The sequence below is a fragment of the Pontibacter anaerobius genome (genome assembly GCF_026241195.1).
Classification (GTDB): Bacteria; Bacteroidota; Bacteroidia; order Cytophagales; family Hymenobacteraceae; genus Pontibacter; species Pontibacter anaerobius.
On the sequence record NZ_JAPFQO010000005.1, the window covers coordinates 84422 to 108472 of the forward strand.

Consider the following 24051-nt stretch of genomic DNA (forward strand, 5'->3'; position numbering starts at 1 on the left):
CCTCAATTTTTGCGGGGCTTTTTTTATACTTTCACAGGCTGTCTAATATTTAAGTATAAACTCTGTCAGGTTCACTTCCTGCTCCAGGTTCAGCTTTTTGCGAAGGCGGTAGCGGCTGGTTTCCACGCCGCGCAGCGAAAGGTTTAACAGAGAGGCGATTTCTTTGCTCGTCAGGTTCATACGCAGGTACGCACAAAGTTTAATATCGCGGTGGGTAAGGTCCTGGAAATCGTGGCGCAGGCGTTTCAGGAAGTTCTGGTGTAACTGATTGAAGTGCAGCTCAAACTGATCCCAATTGTTCTCCACCTTCATGTCTTCCTCCACAGAACGCAGCACTTTTCGCAGATGGTGCAGCGCCTGCTTATCCTCTACCTGCTCCATTACTGTTTGCAGCTGCCCCCGTACTTTACCTATGGTTTCAAGGCTTTGCATCACGTGCATCGCCGAAGAAGCAAGCTCCTTACTCTTATGATCCAGCTCGCTCTCCAACTTATCATTGTTCAGCTTAATGATCTCTTTCTCCGCCTTTAGTACTTCCTCCACGTGCGCAGCTTCTTTTAACCGGAGTGCTTTTTCCTGCTCTATCTTTAGTTGCTCCTGCTGCCAGCGTACCCTCCGGTCTATAAGCCGCTTCAGCAGCCAAAGCACCAGCAGGCCAAGCATCAAGTATAAACCGTTTGCCCATACAGTCCTGTACCATGGAGGAAGCACTGTAAAACCGAAAGTTGCCTCCTCGCTGGCTCGGTTGTATACATCGCGCGCTTTCACCTTAAAAGTATAGGTGCCTTCAGGCAGGTTGGTGTATTCCTTTTGCGGGGTAGTACTCCAGCCAGACCAGTTTTTGTCGAAGCCTTCCAGCATGTATTGGTACTGCACCTGCTCGTTCTCCTCATAGGTAACACCGCTGTAGATAAACTTTAAGGAGTTGAAGGCAAAAGGCAAAGCTGGCTTAAATTCTTCCGACTGATTCACAGATACTTGCGCCTGATGCAAAAAAGCACCACCGGAGATTAACGTATCCGTGGCACCATCTGTAGCGCTTACCTGCCTGATGAGTGTATGGTATGTGTGGTCTATATTATCTGTTTGCAGGTAAGAAGGATGGTAATGCACAAAGCCTTCATCGGTGCCTATCAACATATTAGAGCGGTCATAATGGGCGATATGCTCAAAACCACCCACCAATTTGCCGGAGAGCTTATTAAAGATATTCTTCTCCACCTCGAAGTTGCCGTTGCTTTTCTTCTTCAGCACGCCCATTTCCTTTCCCGCTGAAAACCAGATGTTTCCGTCTACATCCTCTGCGAGCTTCCTGATGTGCACACCGGGATCAAAAAGTTTGCTGAAAACGGTATGCTTCTCAAACCTGTCGCTGCGTTTGTTATACTTGTAGATGCCGTGCTCCCCGGTAAATACCAACTCTCCGTTTATTTTAAACACATTGATGAAGATGTTCGACGGGAAACCACTCTCCTCTCCGTAGAATTTTGTATCCACGACTTTACTTAAATCATCAGAGAGGGCCAGCTTAAAGATGCCTTTGTAACCATGCGCTATCCAGATGTTGCCGGCATCATCCTCCTCCATTACCCTGGAAGACTCATTGAATCCTTTAACAGAACGAACAAATTTCAGCTCCTCCCCTTCAAATTTATAGAGCAGCAAACCGGTGTAGGTGCCACATAGCAGATAGTCCGGGTGCGATTTAAGAGGGAGAAAAAACCAGGCTCCACGGTGGTCTGAGAGCCTTTCGGCTTTACCGTCTCTTATTTCGAAAGGCCCTTCGTGGTGCGAGAGCAGCAGCTTGTCTTTTACCTTCTGCAGGTTGTACACCTGCCCTTGTGCCCCCTCCACCAACTGAAAAGGAGCTGGGTGCAAAGGACTTTCCCTGTTCGACCACTCCTTAAAGTATAAGCCGTCACTGGTGCCTAAGTACAGCTGTCCATTATCGAGCAAAGAAGTATAGGCTGTGCCAGGCAGGCCGTTGTTTGCGTTAAAGTGCGTAAAGGCCGAGTTTGACTCTACATAGCTGATGCCATTATTAAGCCCCAGCCACAAGTTTCCCGTATCGTCCTGGTAAATACTTCGGATGGAATTATTCTGAAGGCCTTTTTCGATGTTTAGGTGCTGCCGTGGGGTACCGTCTTTGTCTGTTAAAAGCAGCCCGTTATGAGCCGTACCAAAGGCCAGCCCCCCGGAGAATGACACCACGGTGTTTACCTTTGCTGCTTCCAGAAACGGACTGATCGGCAATTTCCACTCTTTAAAGTGGTTGTAACCATCATAAGAATACATCTTACCTTCGCCGGTTACCAGCAGTATACCTGCTTTGTGATGCGGCAGCATGCCGGTAATGGTCTCGCCTTTTAAAATGTCGCTGTTTGGTATAAACGACATTTTATTTCCCTGCACCTCGTACATGCCTTTTTCAGGCACCGGTACATAGAGCGTGTTGCGCACATAAAACGGGAACCCCCACGGGTAGCCGGGCAAGCGATGAACCTTTATCTGCTTATTTTGGAGATGGTAGATGGCCTTTACGGTGCAAAAGTATACGCCGCCGTCCTCTGTTACATAGGTCTTCCAGACATCATCAAAAGATCGGTCGTCCGCAGGCACTTGCACTTTAAGCGACACGAACTCCATTGTGCCTTGCCGGTTTGGCCGCAGGTAGCCAAAGTCGTTCTGGCCGCCCACGTAGATGGTGCCGTCTTTACTGATAGCCAGTGAGCGTGCAATTGTCCGGTTAGGCAGGATGATCACCTGCCAGTTATTGCCATCGTACTCCAGCACACCATAGTTGTTGCCGAAGTACATTACGCCCCGATGGTCCTGCACAGCAGCCCAGTTCTGGGCAGAGGCATTGTACTCTTTCTGCACGTAGTTCCTGATAAAGGGGATGCCTTCATCCTTAACCTGTGCCGAAAGATTAACTTGCCCAAAAAGTATGAAGAGAAGTAATGACAGTAGCCTTTTCACAAATTATCCACCTAAGATGTATGCCTGGTTAACCAATTTACAAAAAGTGGACGGACATACAAGTAGGGTGAGGCTGATTTTCCCTTAAAACCTTTTCAGTTTAATAATTCCAAGGGTAGAGGTCCGGCTCTTTTGCGCCGCGACTCTTCATGCGGAGCGGGTGCACGCCCTCTGTTTCGTCGAAGTAGATGAAGGCGTCGTAGCGCTCTGGTATGATGGAGGGCACGTAATTGCCGAACATTTCATACTTAGGATCATACACTACGCCGATGGCGCGGTGGCCAATGTAGTCCTGCACTTCCGGCACGTGCTTCAGGTCTTTTGAAAGTATAATTTTGTCATCAGTGCTGATGTTGTGGAGCATTTCCTCCCAACTGCCGCTGGTGGCGGGTGGCACGTCCATTTTCTGCATAGGCGCCCCCCAGGCTTTCCCGGCTATTACTGTGCCCTGGTAGGTGCCGAAGCCCACCAGTCTCACGTTGTTGCGCCCATACTTCTCGCGGGCAAGTTGGCCGATGTTGTGCATGCCATTGTCAGCCATATCCGTGTAGCGGGCATCCCCGATGTGTGTGTTATGCTCCCACACAATAGCTTTGGAGTCAGGGCCGTGTAACTCCAGCAGACGGTCCAGCGTCTCCATCATGTGGCTGTCGCGCACATTCCAGGAGTTGCTGCTGCCGTTTATCATGGCGCGGTAATACTTTTCGGCGTTGGCCGCCACCAGGGCATTTTGTTTCGTATTAAAATCCTGTTCGGGGTCATTGCTGAAGCTGCGTTGCTGCTGCACCTTCTGCAGCATCTCGATCACCTCGTGCTCGCAGTTTGTGGGCACAAAGGCGGTGGCACGGGCATAGGTTTGGGGGTCGCGGTTAAAGGGCTCAAAGCAATTGATGGCGAGGCGAGCAGCCTCAGCGGCCTGCCCGTCGTTGCTCTCCAGGTAGCGCACGATCTGCTCCAGGCTCTCCCAGAGGCTGTACACATCCAGCCCATAAAACCCGACCTTCTCCCCCTGGTTACGCTGGTTGTTGTGCTCCCGCAGCAACTCTACCAGCGCCGCCACCTCCCAGTTGGCCCACATCCAAGTAGGCCAGCGGCGGTATACTTCCAGCACTTCGGCTATCTTTCCCCCTGCGTTGGGGTAGCCTTTTATGAGGCGGTTCACGGCGTAGCACTCGGGCCAGTCTCCTTCCACGGCGATAAAGTTGAAGCCCTTCTCCTGGATCAGCCTGCGGGAGATGGCCGTGCGCCAGGTATAGTACTCTGAGGTACCATGTGAGGCTTCCCCCAACATCACCACGCGGGCATCCCCTATCTCCTGCAGTAAAACATCCAGGTCTTTCTCCTTCGTAAGTGCCGTGTATTGAAAAGGTTTCTGTCCCATAGCCGTAGTCAAAGTATAAAGTGGGCTAAATCAAATTTTGCTGTATTGTACTTTCGTTGAGCGCTTTATGTTCCAGAAAATAAAACACCCGCTCTACTTATGAGTAAAGCGGGTGCAAAGCTAAGTGAAGCGTGTAACCTAGCTTACGACTGGTTCTGTTGGGCAAAGACCCTTCGCAGCAGTTCGGTGGTACGGGCGATGGGGTTCTCACGTATCTTCAGCTCTTCATCTGCCACAAGTAAGAACAGGCCGTCTATGGCTTTCTGGGTGGCGTAATCGTCCAGGTCTGGGTTTACTTTCTGCACCAGCGGAATCTTGTTGTACTGGTTAACCAGGTCGGCATAGTAGCGGGTGGCGTTCGTTTTTTCCAGTGATTTCACCATAACTGGGTTAAACGCCTCGTAGAGCTGCTGCGAGGTGGTGCGCTTCAGGTAGCTGGTGGCGGCATCCTTGTCGCCGCGAAGTATACCCCAGGCATCCTGTATCGTCATCTGCTTAATGGCACTCACGAAGATCGGCACGGCACTTTTGGCTGCGTCTTCGGCGCCACGGTTCAGGGTAAGTATAAATTTATCCACCTCGCTGCCTAAACCCACCTGGCGCAGGGTGTTCTCCACGCGCTGTACATCCTTCGGGAAAGGAATCTTGATAAGCGGGTTTCCAAAATACCCGTCTGTTTGGGAGGCTTTGCTTGCGCCGTTTCCGATACCCACCTCCAGCGCCTGCTTCAGGCCGGCGGCTACTTCGGTTTGGGTAAGCGGAGCGTTTGCCGTACCGGCCAGTACACCATCCATGGTGCGCTGTATATCGGTTACGGTGCAGCCTGAAGCGCCAAGGGCCACAACCAGCGCAGAAGTATAAATCAGTTTCTTCATATAGGGTTTTGTATTGATTCCGTTCGATTTAAAAGTATAAAGTCCGATTCTTAGAAGTATGGCTGCCGCAATTTGTGCAATCTGCCACAACATCTTTACCTTTATAAGGTTTAAGAAGCCTAAACATAAATCAGACCACAAATATATATGAAAGCAGTTACTGCTGAGATAATCACCATCGGCGATGAGATTCTGTATGGCCAGATTGTGGACACCAACTCCGCCTGGATGGGCACCGAACTCACCAGGATCGGTGTAAAGGTAAAGCAAATTACCTCCATCTCCGACAGCGCCGAGCATATTGTGCTGGCCCTGGATAATGCAAAAACCCGCGCCGACATTATCCTGATGACCGGTGGACTGGGCCCCACCAAGGATGACCTGACAAAGCACGTGCTGGCCGACTACTTTCATACTTCGCTTAAACTGCACGAGCCGTCGCTGGCCGACATCGCCTCGCTTTTCAAGACACGGGGCATTGAGCTGACGGAGCTGAACCGCCAGCAGGCTTTTCTGCCGGAGAACTGCACGCCGGTGCGCAACGTGCTAGGCACGGCGCCGGGCATGTGGTTTGAGCAGGACGGGAAAGTATACGTGTCGATGCCGGGGGTGCCGTTTGAGATGAAGCGCATGATGACCGACACCGTGCTGCCCCAACTGAAGGCATACTTCAAAACGCCGCATATCATCCATAAAGTGATCCAGACCGTGGGCCTGCCCGAGTCTATACTTGCCGAGCGCCTGGAGCCCTGGGAAGACAGCCTGCCCGGGCACCTCAAACTGGCCTACCTGCCGCACCTGGGCGGCGTGCGCCTCCGCCTAACCGGCCAAAGTATGAACGAGGCAAAACTGGAGCAGGAGCTGCAGCAGGAGGTGGACAAGTTGCCGGGCATCATTGGCAAGTATATTTTTGCCTACGGCGAGGTGCCCCTGGAGGAAGCCATCGGCCAGCAGTTGAAGGAGCGCGGCCTCACCATCGCCTCTGCCGAGAGTTGCACGGGCGGCTTCGTGGCACACAAGCTTACAAGTATAGCGGGCAGCTCGGCCTACTTTATCGGTGGCATTATAGCCTATCATAATGAGGTGAAGATGCAGGAGCTAAGTATAAAACCTGAAACCCTGCAGCAGCATGGTGCCGTAAGCGAGGCTACTGTACGCGCGATGGCCGAGAACGTGCGCCTGAAGTTTGACACCGATATCGGGGTGGCTACCAGCGGAATTGCCGGGCCAGACGGCGGTACGCCCGGAAAACCAGTGGGTACCATCTGGATCGCCTACTCCGACAAGTATAAAACCGTGGCCAAGCTGCTTAACTTTAACAAAAACAGGCTGCTTAATATAGAATACTCCACAATGGCTGTGCTGAACCTGCTGCGCCAAAGTTTAGAGCCAACGGTTGAGGAATAGCCTAAAATAATTAACTTTGTCCCAACTTTTTATACAAAAGGCCTTGAAAGGGGTTAGCACTCACTCGCCTGTTTCCAGTCCTTCATCCTTTTTCCTGAATTAAAAAACGATCAACGAATAACGACACATATGGCACTTGTAGAAATGGTTATGCCCAAGATGGGCGAGAGTATCATGGAAGGTACCGTTCTGAAATGGCTCAAGAACGTGGGCGACACGATTGAGCAGGACGAGTCGGTGCTGGAAGTAGCTACAGATAAAGTGGACACAGAGGTACCAGCCCTGCAAGGCGGCGTACTGAAGGAGATTCTGGTACAGGAAGGTGACGTGGTGGCCGTGGGCGCCCCGATCGCCATCATCTCTACCGACGGTGAAGATACCGGAGCTCCTGCTGCACCTGCCACAACTGAGACTTCTGCCGCAGCTCCACAGGCCACTGCCCCGCAAGAGGCTGCCGCCCCTGCTGCTTCTACTGCCACTTCTGCAAGCAAGCTCGATAAGCCTGCCACCGGCCGTTTCTACTCTCCGCTTGTGCTCAACATCGCCCGCGAGGAAGGCATCTCTATGGAGGAGCTTGAGTATGTGCCAGGCACCGGCAGCGAGGGCCGCGTTTCCAAGAAAGACATCATGCATTACCTGGAGAACCGTGGTGCCGCTCCAGCGCAAGCTGCCTCTCAGGCTCAGCCGCAAGCACAGCCCGTACAGGCACCTGCCGCTGCACCAGCACCGGCTGCCCAGCCACAGGCAGCTGCCCCTCAGGTAAAACCAGCGGCCTCTTACGGCGGCAACACCGAGCTGATCGAGATGGACCGCATGCGCAAGATGATCGCCGACCGCATGGTGGACAGCAAGCGCATCTCTCCGCACGTAACCTCGTTCGTGGAGGCCGACGTGACCAACCTCGTGAACTGGAGAAACAAGTGGAAGAACGAGTACAAGAAGCGCGAGGGCGAGAACCTGACCTTCACGCCTATCTTCATTCAGGCCATTGCCAAGGCCATCCAGGACTTCCCGATGATCAACGTGTCCGTGGACGGCAGCACCATCATTCGCCACAAAGACATTAACATAGGTATGGCCGTGGCCCTGCCAAGCGGTAACCTGATTGTGCCGAACATCAAGAACGCCGACCAGTTGAACCTTAACGGGCTGACGAAGAAGGTGAACGACCTGGCCAACCGTGGCCGCATGAACAAACTGACGCCGGACGACCTGGCAGGCGGCACCTATACTGTTTCTAACGTGGGCTCTTTCGGCAACGTGATGGGCACGCCGATTATCATGCAGCCACAGGTGGCGATCATGGCCGTGGGTGCTATCAAGAAAAAGCCAGCCGTTATCGAGACTCCGGAAGGCGACCTGATCGGTATCCGCCACTTCATGTACCTGTCGCACTCCTACGACCACCGCGTGGTGGATGGCTCGCTGGGTGGCATGTTCGTGCGCCGTGTGGCAGATTACCTGGAGAACTTCGACGTGAACCAGGCGATCTAAAATAACCATAGAAAAGCTATTTTATAAGTATAAAGCCTGCTCCCTTACTGGGGCAGGCTTTATTTTTTTCTCAAAACCGGCACTTTTTGCGAAAGGCGAAGTATAAATTAGCAAATTGCTATACTTTTAAGCCGTACATATACATCATACTTTATAAAACATGAGAAACATACTTCCCTGGATCCTGGCCGCCGTTTTCCTTTTCCTGACGCTATACTTTTACTGGCAAAAGAACGAGGCCGAGAGCCGTTTGGCCATTGCCGATACCCAGGTAGCCGAGATCGATGAGGAGCTGGAGGAGCAGACCGAGGCCGTTGACTCGTTGGAGGAGATGGTGCTGCCGCCGGACACGATGAACCTGGTGCCTCCGGGCGGAGCCGCTTTCGTGGATGAGCTCGGCAGCCTGAGCCAGAGCGACTTGCAACGCCTGAAGCGCAAGGGCCTACAGAACCCGGAAACCGAACTGATGAACGATTTGAGCCGCAAGCAGAGCGAGCTGATACCTACTAAAGGCGTGCTGGGCGGCACCATGGCCATCCGCGACAGCCGCATCCTGAACGACCGCTATGCCCTGGCCTACTATGAGGACGGCCACATTGGCGGCTACATGCTGCTGAAGTATGAGGTGAAGGACGGGAAGATTAGCTGGACGGTACTGGATAGTTCCAAACTATAATTCCCAGCACAAGATTTGAGAAGGAGAAGTATAAAGTAAAAAAAAACAGCTAACCGATGACATTCCTATTAAGTATACTTCTGCCCTTTTCCTTCCTCCTGACAGACTCCTCCCAACTGCGCCTGCAGCAAGACCTGCAGAAGGATCTGAACCGGCTGCAGCAAAGCAACAGCTACTTCATCAGCGACAACAGCAACCTAAGCCCTACCGTGCAAAGTATGGCCGAAGACCTACAGCTGTTCTCCCTGGTAGCCAACCTCGACCTAAGCAACGCTACCTATATTCAGCAGCAGCAGGGCCCGCACCAGGTGCACCGCTGGAAGTTTGATGAAGGCGAGATCCGCAGCATCGTGCAAATACAGAGCAACATAGACCTGGACACGGTGGTGACGCAGCGCTACCTTGAGAACCGCGCCCCCACACAGCACCGCATCCGCAACAGCTTTAGTTTCCGGACTTACTATATATCCACAGCCTCTGAGCCTAACAAGTTGTACTATCTAACAGAGGAAGAACAAGGCCTTTTAGCATATCACCTCGGCGAGAAGCAGGTAGAGATAAGTTATACTTCGGCCAAAGACGGCCTGAGCGATATCCTGCCGAAGTATAGGAAAGAGGTGCAGCAACTAATCGCTGGCTTTCAGGAGTAGCAACCCGCAGTACTTAAACGCCACGTTAAAGTTTTTCTGAAGATGTGGAAGACCCCACGATCCGAACGGGAAAGTCTTTCTGAAAGTCGTACAGCTTTAGCTCCTGTATGTTGGCAGGTATGGTGAAGCCATTTTCCAGCAGCGCCCGGGTTACTGCCTGCATCACGTTTCCCCTCAGCTGATGGACCACCCGATCAAAGTCTGCACTTTCTGCCCAAAAGAATACCTTCAGGCTAACGGCACTGGCACCAAGTTCCTCCACCGCGGCGAAAGGGGCATACTTTGGCAATACGCCCTCCACCCCCGTCACAGTTTTCTCTATCAGTAGAATGGCCTCCTGTATGTTATTGTGATAATCGATGTGAACCAAAAAGTTTAGGCGCACGAAGCCGTTGTGGGTAAAGTTGATGACGGCGGAGGTGAGTATCTTGCCGTTCGGCACGTAAATATCCCGGCTGTCGAACGTGAACAGGTGCGTTGTTCTGATGTTGAGGGTAATCACTTTGCCCATCAGCTCGTTCACCTCTATAAAGTCGCCTTCCTCGAAAGGGCGGTTGAAGGCAAGTATAAGCCCGGCCAGAAAGTTCTCGGCAATATCCCGGAAAGCAAAGCCCAGCACCACCACCGACACCCCCGCACTAGCCAGAATACCTCCCGCCATGCCACTCAGGCCTAAGGTCTGCAGCATCAGCAGAAAACCGATCAATACCAATACCCACTTCGAGATACGAGCAATATACTTTACCGTAATCTCGTCTTTAGACTTACCACTCAGCTTCCTGCCAATCAGGTATTTGGCCCTGCCAGCTAACCACAGCGTAAGCACCAGAATGGCGATGGCCAGCAGCAAACTAGGCAGCATGACAAGAAACCTCTCCCAATACATTTCCACCACGCTGGCTAAACCAGAGGCTGACTCATTAATTTTATCTGTAGTCTTGTCTTGCATGTTTTTCAAACCACTGTGGGAGAAGCAAAGCAGGTAGATGTTTCTTAGACCATGATGATTTGAACGAAATAAGTATAAAGCAGTTTCTCAGGCAGTTGCAAGCATACCTATACTTAAAGAAAGAGAGCCAGAATTGCCGTACTACTGCACCATACTTAGCTGGCGCAATCTGTACTACTGTACAAAACCTATGGAGCACAGCAGAGGTAAAGTATACTTCAGTAATTATGTCGCAATGCCGACAGGTCTGCTCCGGCGAGTCGGCCAACAAGCATGGCTATACGGCTACGTTCTGACAGAATGACATAAAAAATAGGCTACGGCCCTGTTGGCACATACCTTGTTAAAACAGAAGTAACCATAAAAAGAAATTGAATCAGCAACTATAAATAAAACTATAGAATGGGAAAAATAATAGGCATTGACTTAGGTACTACAAACTCTTGCGTTGCCGTAATGGAAGGTAACGAGCCAGTTGTTATACCTAACAGCGAAGGACGCCGCACCACTCCGTCTATCGTAGCATTTTTGGACAATGGAAACGGCGAGCGTAAAGTAGGTGACCCTGCCAAGCGCCAGGCAATTACAAACCCTCAGAACACAATCGCTTCAATCAAGCGTTTCATGGGCCACAGCTACAACGAGGTGAGCGAGGAGGCGAAGCAGGTTTCTTACAAAGTTGTGCAGGGTGGCAACAACACGGTGCGCGTAGAGATCGGCGACAGACAGTACACGCCACAGGAGATCTCCGCTATGATCCTTCAGAAAATGAAGGCTACTGCAGAAGAGTACCTGGGCACAACTGTAACCGAGGCAGTAATTACCGTACCGGCTTACTTTAACGATGCACAGCGCCAGGCTACTAAGGAGGCTGGCCAGATTGCAGGCCTGGAGGTAAAACGTATCATCAACGAGCCAACAGCAGCCGCACTTGCCTACGGTTTGGATAAGAAAAGCGTAGACCAGAAAATCGCCGTGTTCGACCTGGGTGGTGGTACATTCGATATCTCGATCCTTGAATTGGGTGACGGTGTATTCGAGGTGCTTTCTACAAACGGTGACACGCACCTGGGTGGTGACGACTTTGACGCCGTGATCATTAACTGGCTGGCCGAGGAGTTTAAGAAAGACGAAGGCCTGGACCTGCGTAAGGACCCAATGGCCTTGCAGCGTCTGAAGGAAGCCGCTGAGAAAGCGAAAATTGAGCTTTCTTCTTCTCAGGAGACAGAGATCAACCTGCCATACATTATGCCGGTAGACGGTGTGCCGAAGCACCTGGTGCGCAAACTGACGCGCGCTAAGTTCGAGCAGCTGTCTGACGACCTGATCCGCCGCTCTATGGAGCCATGCAAGAAAGCGCTTCAGGATGCAGGCCTTTCTACTTCAGACATCGACGAGGTGATCCTGGTGGGTGGTTCAACCCGTATCCCGAAAGTGCAGGAAGAAGTAGAAAAGTTCTTCGGCAAGAAGCCTTCTAAAGGCGTGAACCCGGATGAGGTAGTTGCCATCGGTGCCGCTATCCAGGGTGGTGTACTAACAGGTGAAGTAAAAGACGTGCTTCTGCTGGACGTAACCCCACTTTCACTGGGTATCGAGACGATGGGTGGCGTGTTCACCAAACTGATCGAGTCGAACACAACTATCCCTACGAAGAAGTCTGAGACTTTCTCAACCGCTTCGGATAACCAGCCTTCTGTGGAGATCCACGTGTTGCAGGGTGAGCGCCCAATGGCTAAGGACAACCGTACCATCGGCCGCTTCCACCTGTCTGACATTCCGCCAGCACCGCGTGGTGTGCCGCAGATCGAGGTGATCTTCGATATCGACGCCAACGGTATCCTGCACGTAACAGCTAAGGATAAGGCTACTGGCAAAGAGCAGAAGATCCGTATTGAGGCTTCTTCCGGTCTGAGCGAGCAGGAGATCGAGAAAATGCGCAAGGAGGCAGAGGCCAACGCCGAAGCTGACAAGAAGGCCAAGGAAGAGATCGAGAAGCTGAATACAGCCGACTCTATGATCTTCCAGACTGAGAAGCAGCTGAAGGAGTATGGCGACAAGCTTTCTGCAGGCAACAAGTCTAACATTGAGAACGCACTGGCAGAACTAAAGAAAGCCCACGAGTCTAAGGACATCGCAGGCATCGACACTGCCACCGAAAATCTGAACAACGCGTGGAGCGCCGCCTCTCAGGAGATGTACGCTGCTACGCAAGGCCAGGGCGCCCCAGGCGCTGAAGGTGGTGGCAACGGCCAGGCGGGCGGACCGCAAGGCGCAGCCAACGACGGCGGCGTTACCGATGTGGACTACGAAGAGGTAGACGGCAACAAGTAAGCATCTAAAACTCAAACTATATAAAAATCCCCTGCCGGGTTCCGGCAGGGGATTTTTATGTTTTAGAAGGTCTTATGTCACTCAAGGGCTACATAAATTCTGCACATAAAATTTACAGGAGCAGTTAGGTATAACTGCAATAAAATAGACAAGAATACTATCAATTAAATAATCCAAAATTTTCTTTTTCACGTAACAATTAAACATTACTCGCTCTTGAGTCTACAGGAGCTTCCGCGACCGTAATTTTCAATATCACTTTATTCTTCACCTTTGATAAAGGCACTATGGCAGCAGGTAAAAAAGTGTGGGACTGGGAAATAAGCGCCAAAACAAGTTATTGGGACTGGAGCCTGCCTGAACTTTGGTCTTACCGATACCTACTGAGCAGCCTTGTCAGAAGGGATTTCCTCCTAAAGTATCAACAGACCATACTTGGCCCTCTCTGGATACTTTTACTGCCCATTCTTACCCTAATTACCTATGTGTTAGTATTCGGTAAATTAGTGGGTATCTCGACAGGAGAAACTCCTAAAGTACTTTTCTACTTCTCAGGTATAGTGCTCTGGAACCTCTTTAGCGACAGTTTTACAGGTACCTCTAATACGTTTCGCGAGAACGCGCGCCTTTTCAGCAAAGTCTACTTTCCGCGTATTGTCATGCCTGCCGCTGTCACCTCTTCACACTTTTTGCAGTTTCTCATTCAATTTGCCCTACTGCTCCTTCTCATCGGCTATTATGGAATTTTTCAGGGTTACCGCCCCTCTTTCAGTCTCTGGGTGGTAGGTTTTCCTATCGCTATTGTATTGGTAGGTGTCATTGGGTTTAGCCTGGGGCTGCTCTTTTCCGTGCTCACGGCTAAATACCGTGATATGGTTAGCCTGATCAACTTAGGCATACGCTTATTCATGTTCCTGACACCGGTTATATATCCGTTAGCCTCTGTACCTGATAACTTGCATTGGATTGTGACCTTAAACCCCCTCACCCCGCTGTTTGAGTTATTCAGGCTAGGCTTGTTGGGCGAAGGTGTCGTTACACCTGCTAACCTTATTTATAGCCTTCTGTTTGCTATAATCGTTGCGCTGGCTGCCTTGCTTACTTTTAATAAGCAAGGAGATAAATTGATAGATGTAGTATAAATCACGAGAATTATGTCTGATGTAGTAATAGAAGTAGAAGAGCTTAGCAAAATCTACCGCCTGGGCAGCATCGGTACGGGTTCACTGCGTCAGGATCTGCAACGGTGGTGGACAACATCAGTTCTAAAAAAGAACGACCTTTTCTTTAGTGGCAAGGACACCAACGCTGCGGCACAAAGGCAATTTCTGTGGGCGCTTCAGAATATAAGCTTTCAAGTAAAGCAAGGCGAAGCCCTTGGCATTATTGGCAGCAACGGCTCCGGAAAATCAACTTTGCTCAAAATCATCTCCCGGATTGTACGCCCAACCAATGGCCTGGTACGAGGAAAAGGTAAAGTCAGTAGCCTGCTTGAAGTTGGCACCGGTTTTCACCAGGAACTTTCAGGCAGAGAGAACATTTACATTAGCGGCTACATCTTGGGTATGAGCAAAAACGAGATACAGAAAAAGTTTGATGAGATTGTGGCCTTCTCGGGTGTAGAAAAGTTTATAGACACACCTGTAAAGCGCTACTCTTCTGGCATGTATGTGCGTTTGGCCTTTGCCGTGGCTGCCCATTTGGAGCCTGACATATTGATAGTTGACGAAGTTCTGGCCGTAGGGGACGCCGACTTCCAAAAGAAGTGCCTTGGTAAGATGCGTGAAGTATCAAGGGCAGACGGTCGCACGATTCTCTTTGTAAGCCACAGCATGCAGGCTGTAAAAAACCTGTGCGACAAGGCGCTTTGGCTAAACCAGGGCAAGATGATGGCATCGGGCCCTGTTTCCCATGTCGTGAACAGCTATTTATCGGGCGTGCAGCAGTTAAAGCTAAAGCAGCAGTGGGCTACTCCTGACGAGGCTCCTGGAAATGATTTGGTGCGGTTAAAGTCAGTAGAACTCATTCCACAAACAGCAAACCCCGATGAGCCACTGGACATAAGAGCGGCATTAACGGTACGGTTCCAGTTCTGGAACATGTCAGACGATGTACTTTTAAGCGCAGGCCTGCACCTGTTTACCTATGGTGGCGACTGCATTTTTGATGTACCGGCCCCGGCTACCACCTGCGATAAGGGTATAGTAGAAGGAGAATGCACCATACCCGGCAACTTCCTGAACGATGGTTCCTACTACATCTCCCTCATTATACTAAGAGATACGTCGGTTGTTTTATACCATTATGAAGAGTGCCTCTCATTTGAACTGGAAGACTACCGGGAAAACATACAGTGGTATGGCAAGTGGAGCGGCGCTGTTAGACCAAAGTTACCCTTTGCTCTAAAGCAGTCTAAAATGGCACTGCAGGAGTAGTATAGCGAGCCGCAGAAGTAACATTAAGCAAGAGAAACAGCAAGCGTATCAGTTTATATGACATCTGTTTTACAACAAGAAGAGCCTTTGGTTACGGTGATTATACCTTGCTATAACCACGCGCACTTTCTGCCGAAAGCAATAGAAAGTGTACTGCGGCAAACCCATGCCAACACAGAAATTGTTGTGGTAGATGATGGCTCTACAGATGAAACCAAGGCCGTGGCTGCACGCTACCTGCAAGTCAGATATGTATGGCAGCAGAACCAGGGCCTTTCTGCCGCCAGAAACACAGGTATAAAACACAGCACCGGCGATTACCTGCTTTTTCTGGATGCTGATGACTGGTTGTACCCTAAAGGTATTGAAACAAATATAAAGCACCTGCAGCAAAACAAAGAGCTGGCCTTTGTCTCGGGATTCTACAACTATGTGTACATCAATGAGAATGAGGTAGTAGGGGGCGGCAATGTGGTAAATTCAGACTATTACTGCCGTCTGCTTCAGGGCAACTACATCTGCATGATAGCCACTGTTCTTTTCAGAAGGGAAGTATTTCAGGAGTTTCTGTTTGATACTACCCTAAAGTCATGTGAAGACTATGACCTGTACCTGAAGGTTACCAGAAAGTATCCGGTCTATCACCACATTGATAAAATAGCAGCCTACCGCATCCACAGCTACAACATGTCTACTAACATACCTGGCATGCTGAAAAGTGCGCTGGAGGTGCTAAGCCGGCATAAACAAAACCTTGCCACCGAAACAGAGAAACAGGCTTACCCAATAGGCTTTAAATCCTGGACAGATTATTACTGCAAAAAGATATATAAAAAACTACGGCGCAAGCAGTTGCCCACAACCAGACAAGATTTGTACATGCTGCTCAGACACAGGCCTCAGCTATATGTAAAATACGTAATTGCTCAATTGTTATCATTATGAAATCATTCATTAAGCAACATACTCCCTCCGTTGGCCTGCGCTGGCTACACAAGAGCGGTCTTTACAAGCGGTTTGTTCCTCCTGTTGGCAAGGTTGATGTCGGGGATTTTTTGCGGCAGACCCCTTTCAGCAAACGCTTTGGGTATGACCGTGGTGGCCCTGTGGACCGCTACTACATCGAGAACTTCCTGCAGAAAGAGGCTCCGCACATAAAAGGCAATACATTGGAAATAGGCGACAATGAGTACACCATGCAATATGGCGGCAGCAAGGTATCCAAAAGTGATATACTGCATATAGACGATAGCAACCCCAAAGCTACCTATGTTGGTGACCTGAGCCATGCGCCACACATCCCTAGCAACCACTTTGACTGCATCGTTCTGACGCAGACACTGCACCTGATCTATGACTTTAAAGGTGCCTTACAAACCTGCCACCGCATTTTAAAACCTGGGGGTACGCTTTTACTTACCTCACCGGGTATCACGCCTATAGACCAGGGTATATGGAAAGACACATGGTATTGGTCGTTTACAGATAAATCTTTGTCTCGGCTATTTACAGAAAATTTTCTGGATGCAGAGGTAGAGGTGCGCACCTTCGGGAACGTGTATACCGCCACAGCGTTTCTGTATGGCATGGGCCTTGGTGAGGTACCCAAGCCGCAGCTTGACTTCCAGGACCCGCATTACCAGGTAATAATCACGGTTAAAGCTGTTAAACACCATTGAACTTGAAAAGCCGCATCCTTTACCGTCTTCGTAACTTATTTGCGCACAGGGCCATGGTGCTCATGTACCACCGTGTGGCTACGCCGGCATCGGATGTATGGGATATTGCCGTAGCCCCGGATAGGTTTGAGCAGCACCTGCAGGTGCTCCGGAAGCATTACAGCGTTATACCCCTGCAGCAGCTTACAGCCTCGCTCCGTAACGGCTCTGTTCCGAATCAAGGCGTGGCCATTACTTTCGACGATGGGTATGCCGATAATTACCAGATTGCCAAACCCCTGCTGGAGAAGTATGAGCTGCCAGCTACCTTCTTTATCTCTTCGGCACATATAAACCAAGTAAAGGAGTTCTGGTGGGATGAACTGGAGCGCCTGCTGTTGTTCACAGAGCAGCTCCCGCAACAGCTTGCCCTGCAGGTTGCCGGGCACCAACTGGAGTTTAACCTGGAGCAGGAATCCGTACTAAACCCTGAGCTACAGCAGCGCCACAGCCACTGGAAAGCCTCTACACCACCAGTAAGCCTGAGAAGCAGTTTATACCTGAAGCTGTACACTTTGCTCAAGCCCCTGCTGTACCTGCAGCAACAGCACCTGCTTCAGCAGCTAAAAGAGTGGGCGGGTGTAAGGCCTGACGTACGCACAGAGTACAAATGCATGACGCTTGACCAGTTGAAGGACATGACAAGCTCCGGACTCTTGAGTGTAGGCATACATACTTCTACTCATCCTGCCCTAGCCAGCCATACCGCCTATGTGCAGCAAAAGGAGATGGAAGGGAATAAGCAGTTTCTGGAGCAGACACTAAACACAAGGGTAACTATTCTGGCTTACCCCTACGGTGACCACAATGAAGACTCAGTAGCTATAGCCGAAAGCCTGAGCCTTGAGGCAGCCTTTACGACGGAGGCCAAACTTATACGAAAGAATAGTCACCGGTACAGGCTCGGTCGGTTTCAGGTTCAGAATTGGGCTGCCAAAGAATTCAGTAAAAAACTAAACTACTGGTTTAATATAGCTAAGTGACTCATGCGTATCAGCCCTGCCCCCAAAATTTCCATTGTTACCTGTTTCCTCAATGTGGAGAACTACATCGAGGAAACTATTCTTAGCGTGTTACAGCAGGAGCATGATAACTGGGAACTCCTGCTGATTGATGATGGCTCAACAGACAACAGTACCAGCATTGCGAAGCTTTACGCAAAAAGATATCCTTCTAAAATCTTCTATACCGATCATGAAGGGCATCAAAATAAGGGAGCAAGCTACAGCCGAAACGTAGCCATAGAGCGGGCCACCGGGGAATATATAGCCTTTCTGGACGCGGATGATGTCTGGCTACCTGTTTATCTAAAGCATCAGCTAAAGGTACTGCAAGCGCATCATGCAACCATGGTATGCGAGGCCACAGAGTATTGGCACAATTGGACTAGGGTTGGTAAACAAAATGTGCTCACACAGGTAGGTACACAACAAAACAAGCTATTTACACCGCCCCAGCTCCTGCTTGACCTATACCCTCTAGGTAGAGGTGCGGCCCCTTGTATATGCGGTATGTTGGTTAAAAGGGAGGCTGTTTTAAGGCACGGAGGCTTTGATGACTCTTTCAAAGGCATGTACGACGATCAGGCACTGCTAATAAAACTGTACTTGAACGATCCCATCTACATCTCCTCCACAGCTAATAACCGCTACCGTCAGCGCCCAGAGTCACTGGTGCATACTTCTCACCAAACTGGTAACTACCACAGCGAACGCAAAGCTTTTCTGGAGTGGCTGGAGACACACCTGCAGTCTCAAAAAGTAAAGTACACACAGGTGGAGAAGTTACTTGGTGCAGCACTTATGCCTTACCGTTTCCCGCTTCTTTATTTTATGACCAGGGCAGTTCCCCAAAAAGCCAAGCGGATGATGCGCAGTGTAGTTCCTGCAAGTGTAAAGCAATTTGTAAAAAAAGCAGTATGGGTATGAGCAAGGTTACTGTTTTAATGCCGGTTTATAATGCTGAAAAATATATAGCAGAAGCTATAGAAAGCATCTTGTGCCAGAGCCTCTCAGATTTTGAGTTTCTCATTGTTGACGACGGGTCTACAGATAAAAGCGCTGAGATCATACATTCCTATACAGACAGTCGCATCCGATTTGTGCAGAATCAGCAGAACATGGGTATTGCAGCAACCCTGAACAAAGGTATATACTTAGCTTCTGCCTCTTATATAGCCCGGATGGATGCCGATGACATCAGCTACCCAAATCGCCTACTAAGGCAATACACGTACCTGCAGCAGTACCCGGACTGCTCACTGGTAGGTGCTCGTACAGCCACTATTTCTGAAGCTGGCAGATTCCTTTGGAAAGATGATCTGCCTGGGGAGTGTACCTACTATAACCTTACTTTTTTCTGCTCCATTTACCATCCTACTGTAATGTTCCGAAAAGAGACTGTGATGGAGGCAGGGATGTATATACTGCCTTACGCAGAAGACTATGAGTTGTGGTGCCGCCTCTCCAGAAAGAACAAGTTACACGTGCTGCCCGAGGTTCTGCTTGACTACCGGCTTTCTAGCAAAAGCACCTCTAACCAGGTAAAGAAAGAGGAATACAACCAAACAGAGTTAACGCAGATACTGAATAATCTCCGATATTTTGCAGGCGATGACTATACTTTGCCCGATAGCTACCTAGAATGCTTTCGCTTTAACTATGCCCCACTTTTAGCAGAGCAGAACGTTAGGAGCATTGCCGACTGTATGGCTAAGTTGCAGCTACTCACAAATCATATAATTGCCAAGGAAAATGTGAACAGGGATAGAAGTGCGATTATACATGCGGCAAAACTAAAATGGAAAAAGACCTTAAGCTATTTTCTGAAGAAGCTCCCTCTACACAAAGCGATTTTTCTGCTAATATATGTTACAGCTGGCCGCCTAGTATACACACTTAAAATCCGTAACTAAATAATTATTTTTTTGTATTTTTTACAAGAACAATCGTATAACACAAAACCATTACTGACTTCCACTGGAAACAGGCTGATGGAAACATGATTTAGTAATTTAGTGTAGGATGGTAACCTATATCTAAATTTTAAAAACAGCGCCTACAGGTTCACGCGAAGTCAACCGCCGCACAAATTCTCCGCCGTAAACCTGAAACCATACTTAAACTGAAAACAGACTATTCAGAAAAGCTAGTCCTTCTTCTGGCAGAATAACCTTACTAATTTAGAATACAGCATGAAGCCAGGTGTAACAGTGGTCATATGTACTTTTAATGGAGCTGCGCTCTTACCCGAAACGATTCGGCATATTACGCAGCAGCGGGTAGAATCTAATATACCCTGGGAGGTCATTGTGATAGATAATGCTTCAACGGATGATACTTCACAGATTGCGAGGCAGGAGTGGCACAAGTATCGTAACACTGTTCCGTTCTCAGTGCTGTACCAACCCAGACAGGGACTCACATTTGCACGAGAGATGGCTATAGAAGAGGCAAACTATGAGTACGTATTGTTTTGCGATGATGATAATTGGTTAAACACAGAATATGTAGATACTGCTTACCATCTCATGCTTCAGCACCCAAACATCGGCGTATTGGGCGGGCATGGAGAACTTGTGTACGAAGTTCCTCCCCCCAGTTGGGCACAAACACTTCCAATGTTTGGCAACGGACCACAGGAAACTAGATCCGGTAAAGTAAAGCGCAATATAGTTTACGGAGCTGGTTCAATTTTAAGAAGGTCTGCCTTCTTGAGGTTGTTTAAGGCAGGTTATAAACCCTTTTTAACGGATCGAAACGCTAACAGCTTAAGCTCTGGTGGCGATTCAGAACTTTGTTACGCGATTGCACTAGCAAATTTCGATATTTGGTATGATGACAGGCTAAGATTTAAGCACTTTATGCCAAAAGCAAGAATCACATGGAGCTATTATACCCGTTTCTTTAAAGAAAGAGCCCAGTGTTTCGATGTATTGATACCCTACAGCATACTAATAAACTTTGGCAGCAGAAACACATTATCGTTTAGCTTAAGACTCATGCGGCTGTTTCTTTTCACGCTAAGGCAAATTATGCCACTCTATCTCAACCTGCTCCTTTTACGAAAAGGCTCAGAAGCAGACAAGGTTAACAGGCTGAAACTAATGGCATCGGAGGCAAGGCTACTTAGCTACAGGAGGTGCTTTAACATGTTGAGAAACTTTCTGGAAATTTTACGATTTCAACAAAAGGAGCTCCCGGCTCAAACAGAGAGATCCCCCCAACACCAGAAAAAGAAGCTAAAATTAGGTGTATCCTAACCTCATATTACACTGATTAAAAGATAAGCCATGGCAAAAGTATTAAAACTACCTCTGCCATGGCTATAAGCTTTAGAGTGTCGCCTAATCCAAATCCCGATCCCCTCTCTTCAGCTCCTCCACCGAGCGCATCACCTTGTCCTTCAGGCTGTTCTTATACTTCTCCAGTTTATCGGCCACAGCGGGATTGTTGGTACCGATAATCTCGGCGGCAAGTATACCGGCGTTCAGGGCTCCATCCAGGGCTACGGTGGCTACTGGTATGCCGCCCGGCATCTGCAGGATCGACAGCACGGAGTCCCAGCCATCAATGGAGTTGGAGGATTTTACCGGCACGCCAATAACAGGCAGCGTGGTGATGGAAGCGACCATGCCCGGCAGGTGCGCCGCGCCACCGGCCCCGGCGATGATCACCTTCAGGCTGCGCTTGCGGGCATTCTCGGCATACTCGAACATGCGGTGCGGCGTGCGGTGCGCCGATACGATGGTCAGTTCGTAAGGCACTCCCAGCGTTTCCAAGATCTCAGCGGCGGCATCCATTACCTTCAGGTCAGACTGGCTGCCCATGATGATGCCTACCTGAGGTTGTGTATTTTTAGTTTCTTCAGCCATACTTATGCTTTTACTTTGATTACATCTTTTACTGACGCAGCCCGTTGCTGCGCCTCTTCTATACTTTGGCCCAGCACCGTGATATGCCCCATCTTGCGGGCAGGTCGGGTATACTTCTTACCGTACAGGTGGATGTACACGCCTGGCACCGCCAGCGCCTCCTGCAGCCCTTCATACTTAGCCTCGCCGTCATAACCCGGCTCGCCGAGCAGGTTCAGCATCACGGCGGCGCTCTGGATCTCCGTAGAACCCAGCGGCAGGTTCAGGATGGCGCGCAGGTGCTGCTCATACTGCGAAGTATAGTTGGCCTTGATGGTGTGGTGCCCGGAGTTGTGCGGGCGCGGGGCCACCTCGTTCACCAGTATCTGCCCGTCTTTGGTCAGGAACATCTCCACGGCAAGTATGCCTACCATCTCAAAAGCCTCAATCACGCGGGTAGCGATCTCGATGGCATGACGCTGCAACTTATATGGCACGTTGGCTGGCGCAAAGAGCGAGTCCACCAGGTTGTGCTCGGGGTGGAAGCTCAGCTCCACCACCGGGAATGCCGTCACCTCGCCGCTCTCGTTTCGGGCCACGATCACGGAGATCTCCTTCTCAAAGTCCACCAGCTTCTCCAGCACCGAGGGCTCCTCAAACGCTTTCCCGAAATCGGCCTCGCCCGTCAGGCGGGTAACGCCGCGGCCATCGTAGCCCTCGCGGCGCAGCTTCTGGAACGCCGGCAGGAAATCCGCGCGCTGCTCCAGCTCTCCCTTATCCTTCAGAAGTATAAAATCGGAGGTAGGGATGCTGTGCTGGCTGTAAAACTCTTTCTGCAGCCCCTTGTCCTGAATGGTGCGCACGGTTTTAGCATCCGGGTATACTTTTACGCCCTCCTGCTCCAGCTTCTCCAGCGCATCGGCGTTCACGTGCTCTATCTCGATGGTCAGGATGTCGCAGTTTTGGCCGAACTCATACACGGTGTCGAAATCGCGGAAGCTGCCCACGTAAAACTCGTTGCAGATGTCTTTGCAGGGTGCGTTCTCATCAGGGTCCAACACCAGGGTATAGAGGTTAAAATCGAGCCCGGCCTGCATCAGCATGCGGCCCAGCTGTCCGCCGCCAAGTATGCCTAGCTTTACTTCTCCTTTCATGTATTGTAACGGTTTGGTTGATCTATCCTCAAAAATAAGGATTATGAACGGAGACGAAAGACAAAAGGCTTAAGTTCTGCGTCTTTTATTGTGCAACGGTATGGCACAGGCTACATCCGGCCAAAAAAACAGCACCGAAAAAGATGGTTTTACCACCGCCCGCGCAATTTTTACGTTGCAGATACATTATTTAACACCTATATTTAAAGCTATACCAAACCCGAGTCCATCCCCTATACATGGAAATCATACTTGCCACGTTTTCTGCCCTCTTTTCAGTCGTAAACCCTTTTGGCGCCATGCCCGTGTTCCTCACCCTAACGCAGGACGACACGCCTAGCCAAAGAAACCAGCAGGCCTTAAAAGCATGCCTGTACATGGTGGGCATCCTGGCTATTTTCTTTCTGGCTGGCCAGTACGTGCTCAACTTCTTCGGTATTCGCATTCATGACCTGCGCATTGCAGGCGGCCTGATGATCATGCGTGCTGGTTTCGAACTGCTGTCTCCGGGGGGCAGCAAAAAGAAGATATCTCCCGATGTGGTGGAGGAAGGGCAGCAGAAAGAGGACATCTCCTTCACGCCGCTGGCTATGCCGATGCTCTCCGGCCCGGGTGCCATCGCCGTAAGTATAGGCTTGTTTACCACCTCGCTTTCCTATTTTGATATGGTGATGATCCTGGTGGGTATTATTCTGCTTGCGGCCGTTTCCTACCTCATCCTGCGGTCGTCCTTCCAATTAACGCGCTTCATGGGCAAATCCGGATTGGCAGCCTTATCACGGATTATGGGCTTTATCGTGCTTTCCATCGGCGTTAACTTTATTGTTTCGGCCCTTAAGGCATTGTTTTTCGCCGAGTAGTTTGAACGAGGACTTCCCTATCAACTTTATACTGCCTAAAAGCACTTTAATTTCTTAACCGAAAACCACACCGCCGAAAACAAAACTATACTTTTAAAAATTTTCTGAGAGTTTATACTTCAAGTATAAACTCAACCTGATGGTTAAGAAGCCACCAACAACAGCTATGTAGAAGCCGCAGATCATACGTCTGCGGCTTTTTTGTTTCTGCTGGCATGTCGCTTTGGTATTTATACTAAAAAGAGCTTTCACAGCAAATATAAAATTTGACTATATGGCTAATTTTTATA

At 49.8% G+C, this 24051-nt stretch carries 20 protein-coding genes; 14 read left to right on the forward strand and 6 right to left on the reverse strand.

Translation table 11 applies throughout. The features are described 5' to 3' along the window. Positions 1–42: 42 nt before the first annotated feature. From OO017_RS20005 to OO017_RS08575, 3 genes are all read right to left on the reverse strand, one after another. Positions 43–2979 carry a ligand-binding sensor domain-containing protein gene (locus OO017_RS20005; RefSeq protein WP_266052062.1) on the reverse strand — a complete coding sequence of 979 codons (2937 nt, stop codon included), beginning with the start codon at positions 2977–2979 and terminating at the stop codon, positions 43–45. A gap of 100 nt (positions 2980–3079) precedes the next feature. Continuing rightward, positions 3080–4360 (reverse strand): erythromycin esterase family protein, encoded by a 1281-nt coding sequence (locus OO017_RS08570; RefSeq protein ID WP_266052063.1) that lies wholly within the window; start codon positions 4358–4360, stop codon positions 3080–3082. Positions 4361–4503: 143 nt separating this feature from the next. Next, the gene (locus OO017_RS08575) at positions 4504–5235 is read right to left on the reverse strand and encodes a DUF4197 domain-containing protein (protein ID WP_266052064.1); all 732 of its coding nucleotides are present in this window, start codon (positions 5233–5235) and stop codon (positions 4504–4506) included. Positions 5236–5382: 147 nt separating this feature from the next. Here OO017_RS08575 and OO017_RS08580 point away from each other — a divergent pair, with 147 nt between their 5' ends. From OO017_RS08580 to OO017_RS08595, 4 genes are all read left to right on the forward strand, one after another. Next, positions 5383–6642 (forward strand): competence/damage-inducible protein A, encoded by a 1260-nt coding sequence (locus OO017_RS08580; RefSeq protein ID WP_266052065.1) that lies wholly within the window; start codon positions 5383–5385, stop codon positions 6640–6642. 129 nt (positions 6643–6771) lie between these two features. Further along, the gene (locus tag OO017_RS08585; RefSeq protein WP_266052066.1) at positions 6772–8136 is read left to right on the forward strand and encodes a dihydrolipoamide acetyltransferase family protein; all 1365 of its coding nucleotides are present in this window, start codon (positions 6772–6774) and stop codon (positions 8134–8136) included. 160 nt (positions 8137–8296) lie between these two features. Further along, positions 8297–8812, forward strand: coding sequence for a hypothetical protein (locus tag OO017_RS08590; protein ID WP_266052067.1), 516 nt, complete (start codon positions 8297–8299; stop codon positions 8810–8812). A 56-nt stretch (positions 8813–8868) separates the two neighbouring features. Then, positions 8869–9462 carry a hypothetical protein gene (locus OO017_RS08595; protein ID WP_266052068.1) on the forward strand — a complete coding sequence of 198 codons (594 nt, stop codon included), beginning with the start codon at positions 8869–8871 and terminating at the stop codon, positions 9460–9462. A gap of 25 nt (positions 9463–9487) precedes the next feature. On the opposite strand, the gene OO017_RS08600 is transcribed toward OO017_RS08595, so the two are convergent. Next, positions 9488–10411 (reverse strand): mechanosensitive ion channel family protein, encoded by a 924-nt coding sequence (locus OO017_RS08600; protein ID WP_266052069.1) that lies wholly within the window; start codon positions 10409–10411, stop codon positions 9488–9490. 402 nt (positions 10412–10813) lie between these two features. Between OO017_RS08600 and dnaK the strand changes: the two genes are divergently transcribed. The 9 genes from dnaK to OO017_RS08645 all read left to right on the forward strand — a co-directional run bounded on the left by dnaK (position 10814) and on the right by OO017_RS08645 (position 21156). Next, positions 10814–12742 carry a molecular chaperone DnaK gene (gene dnaK / locus OO017_RS08605; protein WP_266052070.1) on the forward strand — a complete coding sequence of 643 codons (1929 nt, stop codon included), beginning with the start codon at positions 10814–10816 and terminating at the stop codon, positions 12740–12742. A 287-nt stretch (positions 12743–13029) separates the two neighbouring features. Next, a complete protein-coding gene (locus OO017_RS08610; protein ID WP_266052071.1) occupies positions 13030–13884 on the forward strand; it encodes an ABC transporter permease in 855 nt (284 codons plus the stop codon). Between the two features lie 12 nt (positions 13885–13896). After that, complete coding sequence (locus tag OO017_RS08615) at positions 13897–15177, forward strand: ABC transporter ATP-binding protein (protein WP_266052072.1); 1281 nt, start codon at positions 13897–13899, stop codon at positions 15175–15177. 57 nt (positions 15178–15234) lie between these two features. After that, positions 15235–16122, forward strand: coding sequence for a glycosyltransferase family 2 protein (locus OO017_RS08620; RefSeq protein ID WP_266052073.1), 888 nt, complete (start codon positions 15235–15237; stop codon positions 16120–16122). After that, a complete protein-coding gene (locus OO017_RS08625) occupies positions 16119–16856 on the forward strand; it encodes a methyltransferase domain-containing protein (RefSeq protein WP_266052074.1) in 738 nt (245 codons plus the stop codon). Before OO017_RS08620 ends, OO017_RS08625 begins: the two co-directional genes overlap by 4 nt. Positions 16857–16858: 2 nt before the next feature. Next, positions 16859–17878: a polysaccharide deacetylase family protein gene (locus OO017_RS08630; protein ID WP_266052075.1), complete on the forward strand. Its 1020-nt coding sequence runs from the start codon at positions 16859–16861 to the stop codon at positions 17876–17878. 3 nt (positions 17879–17881) lie between these two features. Next, entirely contained in the window at positions 17882–18823 is a 942-nt protein-coding gene (locus OO017_RS08635; protein ID WP_266052076.1) for a glycosyltransferase family 2 protein, read from the forward strand. After that, complete coding sequence (locus OO017_RS08640) at positions 18820–19809, forward strand: glycosyltransferase family 2 protein (protein ID WP_266052077.1); 990 nt, start codon at positions 18820–18822, stop codon at positions 19807–19809. The genes OO017_RS08635 and OO017_RS08640 overlap by 4 nt, the downstream gene beginning before the upstream one ends. Before the next feature lie 279 nt (positions 19810–20088). After that, on the forward strand, positions 20089–21156 hold the full coding sequence (locus tag OO017_RS08645) for a glycosyltransferase (protein ID WP_266052078.1): 1068 nt from the start codon (positions 20089–20091) through the stop codon (positions 21154–21156). 84 nt (positions 21157–21240) lie between these two features. Here OO017_RS08645 and purE read toward each other — a convergent pair whose 3' ends face one another. Both purE and OO017_RS08655 read right to left on the reverse strand, forming a co-directional pair. After that, positions 21241–21768 (reverse strand): 5-(carboxyamino)imidazole ribonucleotide mutase, encoded by a 528-nt coding sequence (gene purE, locus OO017_RS08650; protein ID WP_266052079.1) that lies wholly within the window; start codon positions 21766–21768, stop codon positions 21241–21243. Positions 21769–21770: 2 nt separating this feature from the next. Then, complete coding sequence (locus OO017_RS08655) at positions 21771–22901, reverse strand: 5-(carboxyamino)imidazole ribonucleotide synthase (RefSeq protein WP_266052080.1); 1131 nt, start codon at positions 22899–22901, stop codon at positions 21771–21773. A 239-nt stretch (positions 22902–23140) separates the two neighbouring features. On the opposite strand from OO017_RS08655, the gene OO017_RS08660 reads away from it, so the two are divergent. Next, positions 23141–23761 carry a MarC family NAAT transporter gene (locus OO017_RS08660; RefSeq protein WP_266052081.1) on the forward strand — a complete coding sequence of 207 codons (621 nt, stop codon included), beginning with the start codon at positions 23141–23143 and terminating at the stop codon, positions 23759–23761. The last annotated feature ends 290 nt before the right edge of the window (positions 23762–24051 follow it).

Coding starts and splice junctions, on each gene's coding strand:
- OO017_RS08585 (WP_266052066.1), top strand. CDS start 6,772: ATGGCACTTGTAGAAATGGTTATGCCCAAGATGGGCGAGAGTATCATG.
- OO017_RS08580 (WP_266052065.1), top strand. CDS start 5,383: ATGAAAGCAGTTACTGCTGAGATAATCACCATCGGCGATGAGATTCTG.
- OO017_RS08645 (WP_266052078.1), top strand. CDS start 20,089: ATGAAGCCAGGTGTAACAGTGGTCATATGTACTTTTAATGGAGCTGCG.
- OO017_RS08570 (WP_266052063.1), bottom strand. CDS start 4,360: ATGGGACAGAAACCTTTTCAATACACGGCACTTACGAAGGAGAAAGAC.
- purE (WP_266052079.1), bottom strand. CDS start 21,768: ATGGCTGAAGAAACTAAAAATACACAACCTCAGGTAGGCATCATCATG.
- OO017_RS08660 (WP_266052081.1), top strand. CDS start 23,141: ATGGAAATCATACTTGCCACGTTTTCTGCCCTCTTTTCAGTCGTAAAC.
- OO017_RS08615 (WP_266052072.1), top strand. CDS start 13,897: ATGTCTGATGTAGTAATAGAAGTAGAAGAGCTTAGCAAAATCTACCGC.
- OO017_RS08635 (WP_266052076.1), top strand. CDS start 17,882: ATGCGTATCAGCCCTGCCCCCAAAATTTCCATTGTTACCTGTTTCCTC.
- OO017_RS08595 (WP_266052068.1), top strand. CDS start 8,869: ATGACATTCCTATTAAGTATACTTCTGCCCTTTTCCTTCCTCCTGACA.
- OO017_RS08625 (WP_266052074.1), top strand. CDS start 16,119: ATGAAATCATTCATTAAGCAACATACTCCCTCCGTTGGCCTGCGCTGG.
- OO017_RS08590 (WP_266052067.1), top strand. CDS start 8,297: ATGAGAAACATACTTCCCTGGATCCTGGCCGCCGTTTTCCTTTTCCTG.
- OO017_RS08655 (WP_266052080.1), bottom strand. CDS start 22,901: ATGAAAGGAGAAGTAAAGCTAGGCATACTTGGCGGCGGACAGCTGGGC.
- OO017_RS08600 (WP_266052069.1), bottom strand. CDS start 10,411: ATGCAAGACAAGACTACAGATAAAATTAATGAGTCAGCCTCTGGTTTA.
- OO017_RS08640 (WP_266052077.1), top strand. CDS start 18,820: ATGAGCAAGGTTACTGTTTTAATGCCGGTTTATAATGCTGAAAAATAT.
- dnaK (WP_266052070.1), top strand. CDS start 10,814: ATGGGAAAAATAATAGGCATTGACTTAGGTACTACAAACTCTTGCGTT.
- OO017_RS08575 (WP_266052064.1), bottom strand. CDS start 5,235: ATGAAGAAACTGATTTATACTTCTGCGCTGGTTGTGGCCCTTGGCGCT.
- OO017_RS08610 (WP_266052071.1), top strand. CDS start 13,030: ATGGCAGCAGGTAAAAAAGTGTGGGACTGGGAAATAAGCGCCAAAACA.
- OO017_RS08620 (WP_266052073.1), top strand. CDS start 15,235: ATGACATCTGTTTTACAACAAGAAGAGCCTTTGGTTACGGTGATTATA.